General features: G+C 73.2%; 10 protein-coding genes. 5 read left to right on the top strand and 5 right to left on the bottom strand.

The features are described from left to right. Nucleotides 1–88: 88 nt before the first annotated feature. The 5 genes from BA175_RS20235 (at nucleotide 89) to BA175_RS20215 (ending at nucleotide 5,181) form a co-directional block, all read left to right on the top strand. Nucleotides 89–514 (top strand): single-stranded DNA-binding protein, encoded by a 426-nt coding sequence (locus BA175_RS20235; protein WP_069172836.1) that lies wholly within the window; start codon nucleotides 89–91, stop codon nucleotides 512–514. 187 nt (nucleotides 515–701) lie between these two features. Then, nucleotides 702–2,204 carry a Cys-Gln thioester bond-forming surface protein gene (locus BA175_RS20230; protein WP_438947343.1) on the top strand — a complete coding sequence of 501 codons (1,503 nt, stop codon included), beginning with the start codon at nucleotides 702–704 and terminating at the stop codon, nucleotides 2,202–2,204. A gap of 189 nt (nucleotides 2,205–2,393) precedes the next feature. After that, on the top strand, nucleotides 2,394–4,058 hold the full coding sequence (ettA, locus tag BA175_RS20225; protein ID WP_079159696.1) for an energy-dependent translational throttle protein EttA: 1,665 nt from the start codon (nucleotides 2,394–2,396) through the stop codon (nucleotides 4,056–4,058). A gap of 2 nt (nucleotides 4,059–4,060) precedes the next feature. Further along, complete coding sequence (locus BA175_RS20220; protein WP_069172835.1) at nucleotides 4,061–4,483, top strand: acyl-CoA thioesterase; 423 nt, start codon at nucleotides 4,061–4,063, stop codon at nucleotides 4,481–4,483. After that, a complete protein-coding gene (locus BA175_RS20215; RefSeq protein WP_069172834.1) occupies nucleotides 4,480–5,181 on the top strand; it encodes a hypothetical protein in 702 nt (233 codons plus the stop codon). The genes BA175_RS20220 and BA175_RS20215 overlap by 4 nt, the downstream gene beginning before the upstream one ends. Nucleotides 5,182–5,440: 259 nt before the next feature. Here the strand turns inward: BA175_RS20215 and BA175_RS20210 are convergent, their stop codons facing one another. The 5 genes from BA175_RS20210 to BA175_RS20190 all read right to left on the bottom strand — a co-directional run bounded on the left by BA175_RS20210 (nucleotide 5,441) and on the right by BA175_RS20190 (nucleotide 14,619). Continuing rightward, on the bottom strand, nucleotides 5,441–6,397 hold the full coding sequence (locus BA175_RS20210; RefSeq protein ID WP_069172833.1) for an ATP-binding cassette domain-containing protein: 957 nt from the start codon (nucleotides 6,395–6,397) through the stop codon (nucleotides 5,441–5,443). Continuing rightward, nucleotides 6,394–9,165, bottom strand: a complete 2,772-nt coding sequence (locus BA175_RS20205; protein ID WP_069172832.1) for an ABC transporter permease — start codon at nucleotides 9,163–9,165, stop codon at nucleotides 6,394–6,396. Before BA175_RS20205 ends, BA175_RS20210 begins: the two co-directional genes overlap by 4 nt. 1 nt (nucleotide 9,166) lies before the next feature. Continuing rightward, entirely contained in the window at nucleotides 9,167–12,472 is a 3,306-nt protein-coding gene (locus tag BA175_RS20200; protein WP_069172831.1) for an ABC transporter permease, read from the bottom strand. A 152-nt stretch (nucleotides 12,473–12,624) separates the two neighbouring features. Then, nucleotides 12,625–13,029, bottom strand: coding sequence for a globin (locus tag BA175_RS20195; protein WP_069172830.1), 405 nt, complete (start codon nucleotides 13,027–13,029; stop codon nucleotides 12,625–12,627). A gap of 252 nt (nucleotides 13,030–13,281) precedes the next feature. Further along, nucleotides 13,282–14,619 (bottom strand): FHA domain-containing protein, encoded by a 1,338-nt coding sequence (locus BA175_RS20190; protein ID WP_069172829.1) that lies wholly within the window; start codon nucleotides 14,617–14,619, stop codon nucleotides 13,282–13,284. Between the last annotated feature and the right edge of the window lie 43 nt (nucleotides 14,620–14,662).

Genomic DNA, 14,662 nt, shown 5'->3' with positions numbered 1-14,662 from the left:
CTATCCCGTCCAGCATGGAGGACATCGGAGCGGACCCGGTGCGGACCGGGTCCGTTCGAACGGACACGATGGGCACGGGGGACGGGAAATGAACGAGACATGGGTGACGCTGGTGGGCAATGCCGCCACCCCGGTGGATTTCCGGGATACGGCGACGGGTCCGACGGCACGCTTCCGTATGGCGGTGACGCCCAGGCGCTGGGACCGCGAGAGGCAGCTCTGGGCCGACGGGCGCACGAGTTTCTACACGGTCTGGGCCTGGCGGACGCTCGCGTCGAACCTGGCGGGTTCGGTCTCCGTGGGGGAGCCCCTCCTCGTCCACGGCCGTCTGAAGGTGCGCGAGGAGGAACGGGACGGGGCGTGGAAGACGTTCGTGGACGTCGAGGCCACGACGGTGGGACACGATCTGAGCAGAGGCACCGCCGCGTTCAGACGGGTGGCCAAGGCGGAGCCCGCACTCACGGAACCGGTGCATCGTCAGAAACAGGCCAAAGCAATGGTGTCGGTGACCTGAACAAGGGGGGCGCGCCGAAGTCGGCTATAACGATTGCGAGTCGGAATGGTTATCTGACGGCATGACGGGGGACTCTCCTCCGCCTGCTCCATACGATTCCCCCGTACTCATGCGGCACTTGAGTTTGCTGGCGAGGCACCTCCCACACGCACACCACGCGTGAAGGTCTCGCCCGGAGGGGAATTCTGTGTTTTCAGCGTCTTCAGCATCCGCCCCGTCGTCCTCGGCGACGACGGCGCATTCGATACGGAGCCGGAGCGGAGGTCACCGCCACGGCCTCGCCCGCGCGGCAGCCGCCGTGATGGCCTCCGGCCTTCTGGCGGCCGGCACCCTCGCCGGTGCGACGACGGCTTCGGCGGAGGAGCCCAGCCAGCACCAGGGCGGCGCGACCGCCGTCCTGGGCGGGCTGAAGAAGGACGCCTACGACTACGCGCTGCTCAACACCGGCGACGGCAAGAAGCCCCAGCAGCTTCCCGCCGGCCTGTTCGAGATGCAGGTCGACGGCGGCGGCACGATCAAGACGTACTGCATCGACTTCCACACCCCGACCAAGGACGGCGCGAAGTACCAGGAGACCCCCTGGGACCAGTCCTCGCTCGGTAAGAACGAGAACGCGGGCAAGATCCGCTGGATCCTGCAGCACTCCTACCCGCAGATCGACGACTTCGCGGCGCTCGCGAAGGAGGCCGGGACCGGCCCGCTCACCGAGAAGACCGCTGCCGCGGGCACCCAGGTCGCCATCTGGCGCTACTCGGACAAGGCCGACGTCACGGCCAAGGACGAGAACGCCGAGAAGCTGGCCGACTGGCTCGAGGAGAAGGCCGAGGACGTCGCCGAGCCCAAGGCGTCCGTCGCCCTGGAGCCCGCCGCCGTCTCCGGCAAGGCCGGCGAGCGGCTCGGTCCGATCACCGTCCACACGGACGCGGACCAGGTGTCCGTGGCCCCGCCCGTCGACTCCGCCGCCAGCGGGGTCAAGGTCACCGACAAGGACGGCAAGCCCGTCACCGAGGCCGCCGACGGAGCGGCGCTCTACTTCGACGTCCCCGCGGGCACCGCGGACGGCAACGCCTCGCTGAGCGTGCAGGCGACGACCTCGGTCCCCGTGGGCCGGGTCTTCACCGGGCTGATCAAGAGCCAGACGATGATCCTGGCCGGCTCCAGCGAGTCCGCCGTCACCGCCGCGGCCACCGCCACCTGGGCCAAGACGGGCCCCGTCCCCGCCCTCACCGCGGAGAAGAACTGCGCCAAGGGCGGCGTGGACATCACCGCGAGCAACACGGGTGACGAGCCGTTCACCTTCGAGCTGGCCGGCAAGAAGAACACGATCGAGGCCGGCGGGACCCGCACGGTGACCATCCCGGTCGGCGAGGACCAGGCGTACGACTTCACGATCACCGGCCCGGGCGGCTACGAGAAGAACTTCAAGGGCGTCCTGGACTGCAAGACCGCCGGCACCCCCGCGCCGGGTGGCGACACCGAGACGCAGACCGGCTCCGACCAGCCCACGCCGGCACCGTCCGGCGCCGGCACCACCGGAACCACCGGCACGACCGGCGCCGAGGGTGACCTCGCCGCGACGGGCGGCTCCAGCGCCACCCCCGTGATCGCCGGTGTGGCCATCGCTCTCGTCGTCCTCGGCGGCGGCGCGGTCTTCTTCCTCCGCCGGAAGAAGCCGCAGGCCAACGCCTGAGCGCATGACCACGGGCGCGTCATGAGACCGCCCCGCTGAAGGGCCCGGTACGGACATCCGTACCGGGCCCGACGCTTTCCCGCGGCGGGACGGTGCTGACCGGAGGTTGTACTGGTTTCCGTCCGGGCGCGGGTGTCAGGCAAGATGGGTGTATCTGCCCACACCTCTATTGCTGCCGGACGGTTTCTCTTGGCTGAGTACATCTACACCATGCGCAAGACGCGCAAGGCGCATGGCGACAAGGTGATCCTCGACGACGTCACCCTGAACTTCCTGCCCGGTGCGAAGATCGGTGTGGTGGGCCCCAACGGTGCCGGTAAGTCCACGGTGCTGAAGATCATGGCGGGCCTGGAGCAGCCGTCCAACGGCGACGCCTTCCTGTCCCCCGGCTTCAGCGTCGGCATCCTCATGCAGGAGCCGGAGCTCGACGAGAACAAGACCGTCCTGGAGAACGTCCAGGACGGCGCCGCCGAGATCATGGGCAAGCTCAAGCGCTTCAACGAGGTCGCCGAGCTCATGGCGACCGACTACTCCGACGCCCTCATGGACGAGATGGGCAAGCTCCAGGAGGACCTGGACCACGCCAACGCGTGGGACCTCGACGCCCAGCTGGAGCAGGCCATGGACGCCCTGGGCTGCCCGCCCGGTGACTGGCCCGTCGTGAACCTCTCCGGTGGGGAGAAGCGCCGGGTGGCGCTCTGCAAGCTGCTCATCGAAGCTCCGGACCTGCTCCTCCTCGACGAGCCCACCAACCACCTCGACGCCGAGTCGGTGAACTGGCTGGAGCAGCACCTCTCGAAGTACTCGGGCGCCGTCGTCGCCGTCACGCACGACCGGTACTTCCTGAACAACGTCGCCGAGTGGATCCTCGAGCTCGACCGCGGCCGCGCCCTGCCCTACGAGGGCAACTACTCCACGTACCTCGACAAGAAGGCCACCCGCCTCAAGGTCGAGGGCCGCAAGGACGAGAAGCGCGCCAAGCGGCTCAAGGAAGAGCTGGAGTGGGTCCGCTCCAACGCCAAGGGCCGGCAGACCAAGTCCAAGGCGCGTCTCGCCCGTTACGAGGAGATGGCGGCCGAGGCGGACAAGATGCGGAAGCTGGACTTCGAGGAGATCCAGATCCCGCCGGGCCCGCGGCTCGGTTCCATCGTCGTCGAGGTGGAGAACCTCTCCAAGGCCTTCGGCGACAAGGTCCTCATCGACGACCTGTCGTTCACGCTGCCGCGCAACGGCATCGTCGGCGTCATCGGCCCGAACGGCGCGGGCAAGACCACGCTGTTCAAGATGATCCAGGGCCTGGAGACCCCCGACTCCGGCTCGATCAAGGTCGGCGACACGGTCAAGATCTCCTACGTCGACCAGTCCCGCGCCAACATCGACCCCAAGAAGACCCTCTGGGCCGTCGTGTCGGACGAGCTGGACTACATCAACGTGGGCCAGGTCGAGATGCCCTCGCGGGCCTACGTCTCCGCGTTCGGCTTCAAGGGCCCCGACCAGCAGAAGCCGGCCGGCGTCCTGTCCGGCGGTGAGCGCAACCGCCTCAACCTGGCGCTGACGCTCAAGGAGGGCGGCAACCTGCTGCTCCTCGACGAGCCCACCAACGACCTCGACGTCGAGACGCTGTCCTCGCTCGAGAACGCGCTGCTGGAGTTCCCGGGAGCCGCAGTGGTCATCTCCCACGACCGCTGGTTCCTGGACCGCGTCGCCACGCACATCCTGGCGTACGAGGGCGACTCCTCCTGGTACTGGTTCGAGGGGAACTTCGAGTCGTACGAGAAGAACAAGGTCGAGCGCCTCGGCGCGGACGCGGCCCGCCCGCACCGCGCCACGTACAAGAAGCTCACGCGAGGCTGATCGTGGCCCGTCACCTCTACAGCTGCCCGCTGCGCTGGTCGGACATGGACGCCTTCGGCCACGTGAACAACGTGGTCTTCCTCCGCTACCTGGAGGAGGCGCGCATCGACTTCATGTTCCGGCTGGCGCCGGGGGACGGCTCGCCGTCCTTCGCCGGCGGGTCCGTCGTGGCACGGCACGAGATCGACTACGTACGTCCGCTGGTCCACCGGCACGCACCGGTGACCGTCGAGTCGTGGGTCACGAAGATCGGTGCCGCGTCGCTGACGATCGCCTACGAGATCAAGGACCCGGAACAGGTCTACGTACGGGCGTCGACGATCGTCGTCCCCTACGACCTGGCAGCGGAGCGGCCCCGGCGGATCACCGCCGAGGAGAAGCTCTTCCTCCAGGAGTACCTCGACCAGGAGCCCGCTGCCGCATGACGGTGCCCGTGCGGTCGCTGCTGTTCGCCGACGCGAGGGAGGCGGCGGATCTCGCCGCCTTCCTCGGCCGGCTGCTCCACTACGACCGGGCCGCCGCCGTCCGCCTCCAGGCGGGCGGCGGCGCGCTGGCGGTCTTCGGCCGGCCCCCGTCGTTCGAGGTGCTGGCGATCCGCACGGCCCGGCTGGCCGGTGTCCACGACTTCGACGCCACCGTCTCGGCCGGCGAACTCCTCGAAGCCCTGGACCCCGAAGCCCTGGACACGGACGGGGAGGCCGGGCTCGACGCCCTGCCCGCGCCCGTCACCGGTCCGCCCTGGGCCGGGGTCCTGCCGCCGCGCGGCGGCTGGCGGGAGCACCCGGGCCTGCCCGGCCCACCGGTCCTGCGCACCGAGCTCGCCGACGCGGTGGCCGAGTTCCGGGCCCGCGACGCGGCCCTGCCCGAGGACCGGCGTACGCGCACGGAGCGTGACGTCATCGGCCGTGACATCTGGTCCCGTACGGTCGGCGGCACCCCGCTCCCGCTGCGCGCCGTCCACGCCGCGCAGTCCCTCGGTTTCCTGCGGTGGGCACCCGACTTCCCGGTCGCGCTGCTGACCGCCGGAGCCTGGCTACGGCTGCGCACGCCCTACGGTTCGATCGCCCTGCGGGGCGCGGGTGGCGGCCTCGGCACCCTCGCCGTGACGGTCGGGACCGCCTGAGAGCCTGTCGGGTGACCTCTGACCGAGCGGCCACGCCCCGGCGCGCACGCTTCCCGCGTTGCCGGAATGCCCATGTAGCTCCGCTACGAGGGCTTTCCGGCGCCTTGGAACGCACGCACCGGACCGCGTCCGCTGTACGGTCCCAGGTCACCCGACAGGCTCTGAGCGTCCGGCCGCCCGGCCGCCCGGCCGCCGGAGGCCTGCGGCCGCCGGGGCCGTCCGCCCACCCGTCCCCCCGGAGCGCCGGGTCGCCCGGCCGTCACTCCCGCGGCGCGTCCGGCCACACCCCGATGTGGTCCTGCTCCAGCTCCAGCATCACCCGGTGCTCCATCCCCAGGGCCTCGGTGTAGTCCGCGGGGAGCTGCAGCCGTCCGGCCCGGTCGAGCATCGCGTACTCCCGCGCCACCTGGGACTCCTGCCCCGTCGCCGCGTCCACCTCGGTGCGCCGCAGGACCTCCGAGGACGTACGGCCGTCCCGGATGGCGACCGTACGGCGCACCTCGCTCGCCACCGCCTGGTCGTGCGTGACGATCACGATCGTCGTACCGAGCTCCTCGTTGGCGCGGCGGAAGGCGGCGAACACCTGCTCGCCCGTGGCGGAGTCCAGCTCACCCGTCGGCTCGTCGGCGAGCAGCACCGACGGGTTGTTGGCCAGGGCCACGGCGATCGCCACCCGCTGCTGCTGGCCGCCCGACATCTGGGCGGGGCGGCGGTCGCGGCACTCCGCGACCTCCAGCATCCGCAGCAACGACTCGGCACGCGCGGCCCGTTCGCGGGCGCGTCCGCCGCCGCGCAGCTGCATGGGCAGCGTGATGTTCTGGACGGCGGTCAGATACGGCAGCAGGTTACGGGCGGTCTGCTGCCACACGAACCCCACCACGTCGCGGCGGTAGCGCAGGCGCTCCTTCGGGCCCATCGCGAGCAGGTCCCCGCCGGCCACCTTCGCCGACCCCGCCGTGGGCACGTCCAGGCCCGCCAGGATGTTCATCAGGGTCGACTTCCCGCTGCCCGAGGCACCGACCAGGGCCATCAGTTCCCCCTCGGCGACGAGCAGGTCGAGACCCTGCAGGGCCTGCACCTCCACGCCGTCCACCGAGAAGACGCGCACCAGCCGGTCGCAGGTGATCAGCGCGTCGTGGCCGTACGTCGGCCGGTCGCGCCGCGCGGCGGCCCGCCGTTCGAGTTCCGCCAGTGTGGTCTCCGCGGACGACGTCATCGGCTGTCTCCTGCCCTGAGTTCCTTGATCGATCCACGGCGGCCCGACCACCACGCCTGCACACCGGCGACGGCGGCGGTGAGGAGTACCACGCCGAGCGCCGGAAGGACCAGTGAGACGGTATCGGCGCGCAGCGAAGCGGACCGCGGTGTCCCGGGATCCGCGCCGGCGAGCGCGAGCGCCGCCAGGTCGATGCCGGGGGCCAGCAGGGCGACGGTCGCCCAGCCGACGAGGAGCCCGCCGACCGCGGCCAGGAGTGCCTGCGGCATGGCCTCCGAGGCGAGCAGCCGCCGGCCCTGCCGGGTGGTGAGCCCCATGGTGCGCAGCCGGGCCAGCAGGGTGAGGCGTTCCGGGGCGGTCTGCAGCAGGGACAGGAGTACGGCGAGCAGCGCGTAACCGGCGCCCGCGACGACCGCCGCACCGTAGATCCGCTCGGCACCCGACTGGATCGGGGTGTCCACGAACGTCTCGCGCTCCGCCGACCGCAGCCGTAGGTCGAACTCCGGGCCTGCCGTGCGCACGGCGGCCCGCAGCTTCCGGCCGTCGAGCGCCGCTCCCGTCACCAGCAGTGTCGTGGGCGCCGGCCGGCCGAGCGAGGCGGAGTCCACGACCAGGAACTCGGCATCGCTCACCGCCGAGGTGCGGGCGAGGACCGCGGCGACCCGCACCCTGATGTCCCCGGCCTGCGAGCTGACGGTGTGCGGTCCCTCGCCGAGCCGCTCCGCGAGCGCCGGTGAGACGGCCGCGGGCAGCACCTCGCCCCCGCCGGGGCCTTTCGCGATCCGGGCGGCGGGGAACGCCGGCAGACCGCCGGCCCGGGCCAGCCGCGCGTACGACTCCGGCTCGACCCCCAGCAGCGTCGCCCGCTTCGTCCCGGACGTGACGTCCACGGACGCCGCCAGCGGGGTGCCGTACTCGATGTGTACGGCCGCCACGTCCTCGACCCCGGGCACCGCGCGTGTCCTTCGGACGTCGTCCTCGGAGAGCGGGGACGAGCCGCCCTCCCCGCTGATCCGGGCGTCCGCGCCGACCGCCCGGAGCGCCGCCCCGTCGCGTGCGTCGGCGATCCCGGCGATGACGGAGCCGCCGAACGCCGCAGTGCTCAGGGCGATCAGCAGGGCCAGCAGCGGCAGGGTCCCGCTCGCGGACGACCGGCCGGCCCGGGCCAGCGACAGGAAGCCGACCGCTCCGCGCAGCCGTGCGGCCGGGCGCGCGGCCAGCCGCAGCGGCAGCGGGTAGAGCCGCACCAGGACCAGGGCGGCGATCAGCCCGACCAGGACGGGGGCGGACGTGACCAGCAGATCGGTACCCGAGCCGGCCGTCGTCCCGCGGCGGCGCAGCGCCACGACGGCGCCGACGGCCAGGACGAGCACGGTCACTTCGGCGACCGTACGCCGCCGGGACGGCGCGGCGGTGACGACGTCCTCGCGGGCGCCGTGCAGCAGCGGCCTGCGGTGGTGCAGCGTCGTGCGGAGCGGCAGCGCCACGCAGACCGCCCCGGCGACCACGGCAGCGCCCATTACGGCCGGCCACCACCGGGCCTCGCCGACGAGCAGGACGGCGAGCAGCAGTCCCAGCGCGGCCGCGGGCAGCACGGCTACCGCGGTCTCGGCGAGGAGACGGGTCCCGATGCCGCGCAGCGAGCCGCCGCGGGAGCGCAGCAGGGCCAGTTCGTGGTGACGGCGAGCGCCGATCAGCCCGCCGGTCATCAGCAGGACGACGAGGGCCACCGCCCCGATACCGACGGCGGCGACGGTCACGACGGGACGGATGGCGGTGCGCATCGCGGTGTAGGCGCCGAGGACGGCGTCCAGGTCGGTGGTGAGGGTGGTGTTCGGCCCCGCGAGGTCGCGCAGCTTCAGCAGCCCGGGCCCGGTCTCCACCGAGGCGATGCCGGTCTCCAGCGCGGGCACGTCGGCCGCGGTCAGTTCCGAAACGTCCGGTGCCAGGCGCCAGAACAGCTCCGGTTCACCCGTGGTGGCGAGCAGCGCCGGGCCCGCGTCCGGAGGCAGGAGCAGCGTCGCGCGCCAGTAGAAGACGGGAGCGGAGGACCGGGGGTCCTTGATCAGGGAGGGCGCGCGGAGCAGCGGGTCGACCGCCCAGTAGCCGCTCTCGGGGTGGAGCGGGGCGACGATGCCGGTGACGCGTACGATCAGCGGCTCACCGCCCTGGGTGGGCACCGCGACGGTGGAGCCCGGCTTCATGCGCAGCTCCTCGGCCGTCTCCTCGGTGACGGCCGCCTCCACCTCCCGGGTGTCCAGCGTCACCGTGCTCCGTACCACCGGCCACCGCCCGGCCCGCAGGACGCTGTGGTCGGGGAGCGCCGACGGGGCGGCGTAGGTCAGCTCGGGCGGCATCGCGTCGGGACGGGGCAGCCAGGGTTCGTTCGCGGGCAGGGGCTTCGTGGTGTGCACGCCGTGCGAGGAGTGGGGCACGTCGGCGCGTACGGGGTCGGGAAGCGCCTTGACGAGTGCGCCCTGGGCCCACGACAGGACCTCCTCCCGCATCGCGCGTTCCCGGACGGCGGGAGGCAGCCCGAGCGCGGGCGGCGGTGTCGTCACCTCCAGGACGCTCCGGCCCGGGGACGCGCTCGTCACGTCGTGGCGCAGCGCCCTCGTCTCGTACGCGTCGACGGAGCGCGGGAGCGCGGCGGCGAGGAACGCGGTCACGCCCACCAGGAGCGCGAGCGCGGCGGAGATCCCGGGTGCGGTGCGCAGCCGGGTGCGCACCCAGGGGGCGCAGGCGGCCGAAACCTTGTCGGCGTTCATGTCAGTTGTCCCCCTGGTGGCGCAGCGACACCGCAGGATCGGCGCGGCGCAGTGTGACCGCCGCGACGATCAGCAGCGGCAGGGCGGCGACCGAGGCGAGCAGTACGGCGACCTGCCCGGCCGGCAGCAGCACCAGCACGTCCGGTACGGGTCTGGCGGCCTGCCCGGTCAGTACGACCAGGGGGACGACGGCCCTGGTCAGTACGGCTCCGAGGGCGAGCCCGATCAGCAGGGCGAGGGCGATCAGCACGCCCTGTTCGGCGGCCAGCATCCGGGCGAGCCCACGGCGGGAGGCGCCCAGCGCCCGCAGGACGGCGAACTCCGCGGTCCGTTCACGCTGCGAGCCCACGAGACCGACGGCGAAGCCGACCGCGGCCAGCGCCGCCGCGGCCACGGCGACCGCCAGCAGCGCGGACTGCGGCCCCGCCCCCAGCGGATCATCCGTCAGGTCCCGCACCGTCTCGTCGCGCACCCGCACCTGGGCGGCGTCCGCGCCGGGCAGCGCGCGCAGCCCGGCCGCCACCCGCGGACCGTCCCCCGGTGCCGTGCTCAGCCACCACTCCGTGGGCGCGAGGGCGGCACCCGCCCGGTGGGCCAGCACCTCCGAGACCGCCCTGAGGTCCAGCAGCAGGCTTCCGCCCGGCTTCGTGGACGACTCCTCCGGGGCGTCCCCGGCCCCGGCGCCCGTGGTCGGGATCTGCCGCACCGACGTCACCAGAGTCACCCGGACCGTGGTGCCCGCCAGGGTGAGGTCGACGTCCTGGCCGGGTTCCGCCCCCGTGTACTTCAGATACGCGTCGGTGGCCACCGCCTTGAGCGCGGGGGCGGCGGGCCTGGCCGCGGTGACCCTGAGGGTGCTGACCTGCTCGCCGTAGGAGCCGCCGGCCGCGGGGGCGTGGCCGGTCTCGTACCGGAAGGCCGGTGAGGCACCCGATCCCGTCATCGTCTCCGGAGTCGTGCCGGTCCGCTCCTCGCCGGCCGCCGTGACGACGACCCCGGCCTGCCAGCGCACCCGGTCCGCGCCGGTGACCTGCCGCCGGTCGCCCTCCGCGGTGACCGTCCTGAGGCCGGTCAGGGCGGCCAGACGCTTCTCGGCACGGCCCTCCGGCACACCGCTGTCGATCTCGAAGCCCGTCACCGCCAGTCCACCGGCGGCCGACACGGGAAAGGACAGGGCGTGCGTACGGCCGTCGACGGGGACGGTCCCCACCCCGACCCGGTACCCGATGCCGTACCGGTCCTCCAGCAGCACGCCGACCACCGCCGCGGCACCGGACGGGGACTTCCCGCCCGGCGACGAGGTGTCGCGGACCCGCAGGTCGAACAGCACCCGTTCACTGCCCTCGGGCAGCACCACCCCGGTCCGCGCGGTCCTCGGCGGCGCGACGGCGTCGAACAGCTCTCCCGGTGAGGTCCCGGCGAGGTCCTCGCGCATCAGCATCCGCTCCCGCGCGTGCGCGGTGTCCAGGACGAGCACCTCGGCCGTCCGCCCACCGGAGAGTTCGGCCGTCGTACGGTACGCCGGAGCCGCCTCCCGCACACCCGGCAGGTCCGAGTACGGAGCGGCGCCCACCGGGTCGCCGGACAGCGTGCCCACCACGCGTACGGAGGCGCCCGACGCGAAGTCCGCCCGGTCGCGCTGCGAGCGGTCCCACGACGCGCTCTGACCGATCGCCAGCATGCCCGTGGCCACGGCAAGGACCAGCAGCAGTACCGGCCCGGCGCCCCGGAGCGGGCGGCGGCTGAACTGCCAGCCCGCCAGCGCCGCGGACAGGCCGCGGCCCCCCGCCGCACGGCGCTCCGCGAGCCGGGCCGCCGGCGGCAGCAGCCGCAGGGTCAGTACCGTGCCCGCCAGCAGGGCCAGCGCGGGGGCGGCCACCAGCAGCGGATCGATCCCGAGGTTCCCCTCCCGGTCACCGCTGAGCGCGCCACCGCCCGAGGCCCCGGTCTGCCGGTCCAACTGCCAGTACGCGACCCCGGCGACGAGCAGCAGACCGATGTCCGCGCCCGCCCGCACCGGAGCCGGCAGCGCCGCCGCCCGCCCGCCGCGGCGCCCGTCGGCACCCGCCGTGAGCGCGGGAGCCACCACGGCCAGCGCGCAGGTCAGCGCCACGGCACCGGCCACCAGCCACACCGCGCCGTCCACACCGCCGTCGAGCCGCAGCCCGATCCGGGTGAGGTCGCTCCGGTCGGCGAGCAGCCGCGTCAACGGGCCGGCCAGCAGCGGGGCGACGACCGCGGCGGGCACCGCCAGCATCAGCGCCTCGATCGAGGCCAGCGAGGCGATCCGGCCCCGGGAAGCGCCCCGCGCCCGCAGAAGTTCGGTCTCGCCACCGCGCTCGCTGCTCAGCAGCCGGGACACGAGCAGCAGGGCGTAGCCGGCGAGGAGGACGAGCTGAACGGCGACGATCATGATCGTCGAGCGGGAGACCAGCAGCGCCCGCTCGATCTGGCCGAGGACGGTGGGTAGCGAGGTCCGTACCGTGGCGCCGTCACCGAGGGCCGGGGCGTTCCGCAACTTTTTCGGTCCGTCCGTCGACGCCCGGACCAGTGCCCCCGTCCGCTCGGTCGTCAGGGTGCGGAAGTCCGCGGAGGCAAGCCAGGACAGCCGCTCGGAACCGATCCGGCCCGAGCCGAACGCCGTGGGGTCGGTGAGCAGCGGGCCGTAGGTGGTGAAGACGACCTCGCGGACCCCGCGCCCGGCCAGCGGATCCAGCTGCCAGTAGGGATCCGCCGGCTCGACGGCCTCGTACAGACCGGTGACCTCGATGCGGAGCGGCGCTCCCTTCAGCCGGTCGGTGAGGGTCAGCGCGGCGCCCGGCTTCAGCCGCAGGGCCTCGGCGGCCGTACGGGGCAGCGCCACCTGGACGGGACCGGTCGCCGCCCCCGCGGCGGGCAGGCGGCCCGCGGTGAGACGGATCCGGTCGCGGTCGAGGGAGGCGAAGTGTGTGAGGTCAGGTTTGCCGCGCCGCTCCGACGAGGTCTGCAGGGTGCGCGGCAGCGCGTAGGCACCCGAACTCTCCAGCTTCCCCACGGTCACGGGCAGCCCGCCGAACGTCTCGGCGGCGGCCCGGCGCACCGCGGCGTCCGCCTCCGCGCGCTTCTCGTGGTCCACCCCGGCGGACACGAGGAGGGCAGCCTGTCCGGCGGACCGGTGGGTGAGCGTGTGCCGCAGCGCGGCGTCGCCGATGGAACCGGAGAAGGCGGTGAGCGCGGCGAGCACACACGTGGTGAGGAGCACGGCCAGGACCGCGGCGGCCAGAAGCAGGCGGTGCGCGCGTACCCGCAGAAAGACGAACCCCGCCATCTGATCCCCCGAAACTCGGCAGCCGCACGCCCCCCGGCGTTCCGTGGATGGTTTCAGAGTGCACCGGCCACGGAGAACGGGCGGTGGCACACCTTGATGGGATCGTGATCGTTATGCGAGGCCGGAGCACCGCATTCCGCACAGGGGTGGGGTCAGTCCGCCGTGTTGACCATCGAGGCGGCGGCATACGTGAGGTAGTCCCACAGCTGCCGCTCGTGCGCCGGGGACAGGCCCAGCTCGTCGACGGCGACCCGCATGTGGGCGAGCCAGGCGTCATGAGCCGCCTGGTCCACCGTGAAGGGCGCGTGCCGCATCCGCAGCCGGGGATGCCCCCGCCGGTCGCTGTAGGTGCGCGGCCCGCCCCAGTACTGCATGAGGAACAGGGCGAACCGGTCCTCGGCCGGACCGAGATCCTCCTCCGGGTACATCGGCCGCAGCAGCGGATCCTCGGCGACCCCCTGGTAGAACCGGTGGACCAGGCGTCGGAAGGTGTCCTCGCCGCCGACCTGCTCGTAGAAGGTCTGCTCCTGAAGCGTGTCGCGCGGAATGTCTGTCACCCCTCCATCGTCGCAGACGTCCCGGCCGAGTACCGGGGACCTAGGGCGTGTATCGAAAGTCCCGCCTGCCCGGCGGCGCCCGGCACGCACACTCGCCGCGTTGTCGGGATCGCCCCGATACATCCAGTATCGGGGCGACCCTCCGCCTTGCGATCGCACGCACCGGACACCGCCGAGCCTGCCCTTCGGGCAGACGGCGCTACTTTCGACACACGCCCTAGGACCCCCGAACCCGGCCGGCGCGCGGGCGGTTCAGTCGCGGCGGACCGTGATCGTCGTCCAGGCCCCGACGTGCACCTGGTCCCCGTCCTGCAGCGGCACCGGGACATAGGGCTGGATCGGGTCCTCGGCCCCGTTGAGCGTGGTGCCGTTGGTGGAGTTCTGGTCCACGACGGCCCAGCTCCCGTCCGGCTGCCGCACCAGCACGGCGTGCTGGTGCGAGACCCCCGGATCCTCCGGCGGCACGGCCAGATCGATGTCGGGGGACTCGCCGGTGCTGTGCCGGCGGCGCCCGATGGTGATCTGGCCGCCGGTGAGCGCGAGACGCTGTTCCGGGGAGTACGCGGGCAGGTTGAGCCCGGTCGCCTCGGGGCCGCTGCGCTGCATCATCGCCAGGAAGTAGTCCCGGTCCGGCGCGATGACGGCCGTCCAGGTGCCCGGCCCCTGGTCCTGTCCCCGGCCTTGCGCGGGCCCCTGTTCCTGACCGGGGAACTGCTGCTGGGGAGCCTGAGGTGCCTGCGGGCCCTGCTGGAAGGCCGCGGGCGGTTGCTGCTGCTGCGAGGGCGGCGGCAGCATCCAGTCGTCGTCCCCGTCCGTCTGCGGAGCGCGGGGCTGCGGTGGGGCCGGAGGCGCAGACGGCTGCTGGAAGGACGGCGGAGGCGGCGGCGCCTGTCGCTGCGACTCGAACGGCGAGGGCGGGCCCGGCTGACCGGGCTGTTCCCGCGGTTCGAAGGGCGAGGGCGCACCCTGTTGCCCGGGCCGGCTCTGCCGCTCGAACGGTGAGGGCTGTCCCGGTTGTTCCTGCCGCTCGAACGGTGAGGGCTGTCCCGGCTGTTCCCGCCGCTCGAACGGCGAGGGTGACTGCTGCTGGAAGGCGGGCGGAGGCGGAGGCCCCTGCGGGAACGACGGCGGCGGGCCGGGCCGGCCCGCCTGCTCCGAGAGGGGTTCCGCCGGCCGGTTCACCTGCGAGGGGCGGGAGCCCTGGTACTCGAACGGGTCGTGCTGCTGCCGGGGCGGCGGGCCCTGCTGCGCCTGGAAGCCGGGCGGCAGGTTGAGACCCGGCACCGGGCCGCCCACGCCGCCCTGCGGGGCCAGCGGGGTGTACGACGTCGCCGTGTTCGTCAGGAAGTTCCAGCGGCACTCCTCGCAGAACGGCGCCATCGCCTCGCGCGGGGTGCGGCACTGCGGACAGAGCTCCGCCTGGGCGGTCGGCTCCCCGGGCCCCGAGCTCTGCGGGTAGCCGTAACCGGGCGCGGGCGGCGGGGGAGGCGGCGGCGGGACCGCGGGCGTGTTCGCCCCGGCCATGCGATGGCCGCAGACCTCGCACCAGTCCTCGGAACCCGACTGGTGTCCGTTCGGGCAGGTCGGCATGTCGGCGCTTCCTCCTCTCCTCGTCCGGCCCGGAGGCCGTCAT

The sequence above is a fragment of the Streptomyces griseus genome (assembly GCF_001715295.1).
Lineage (GTDB): Bacteria > Actinomycetota > Actinomycetes > Streptomycetales > Streptomycetaceae > Streptomyces > Streptomyces griseus_G.
The sequence above is the reverse complement of the archived record's forward strand: the minus strand, read 5'-3'. Positions and strand labels throughout refer to the sequence as shown.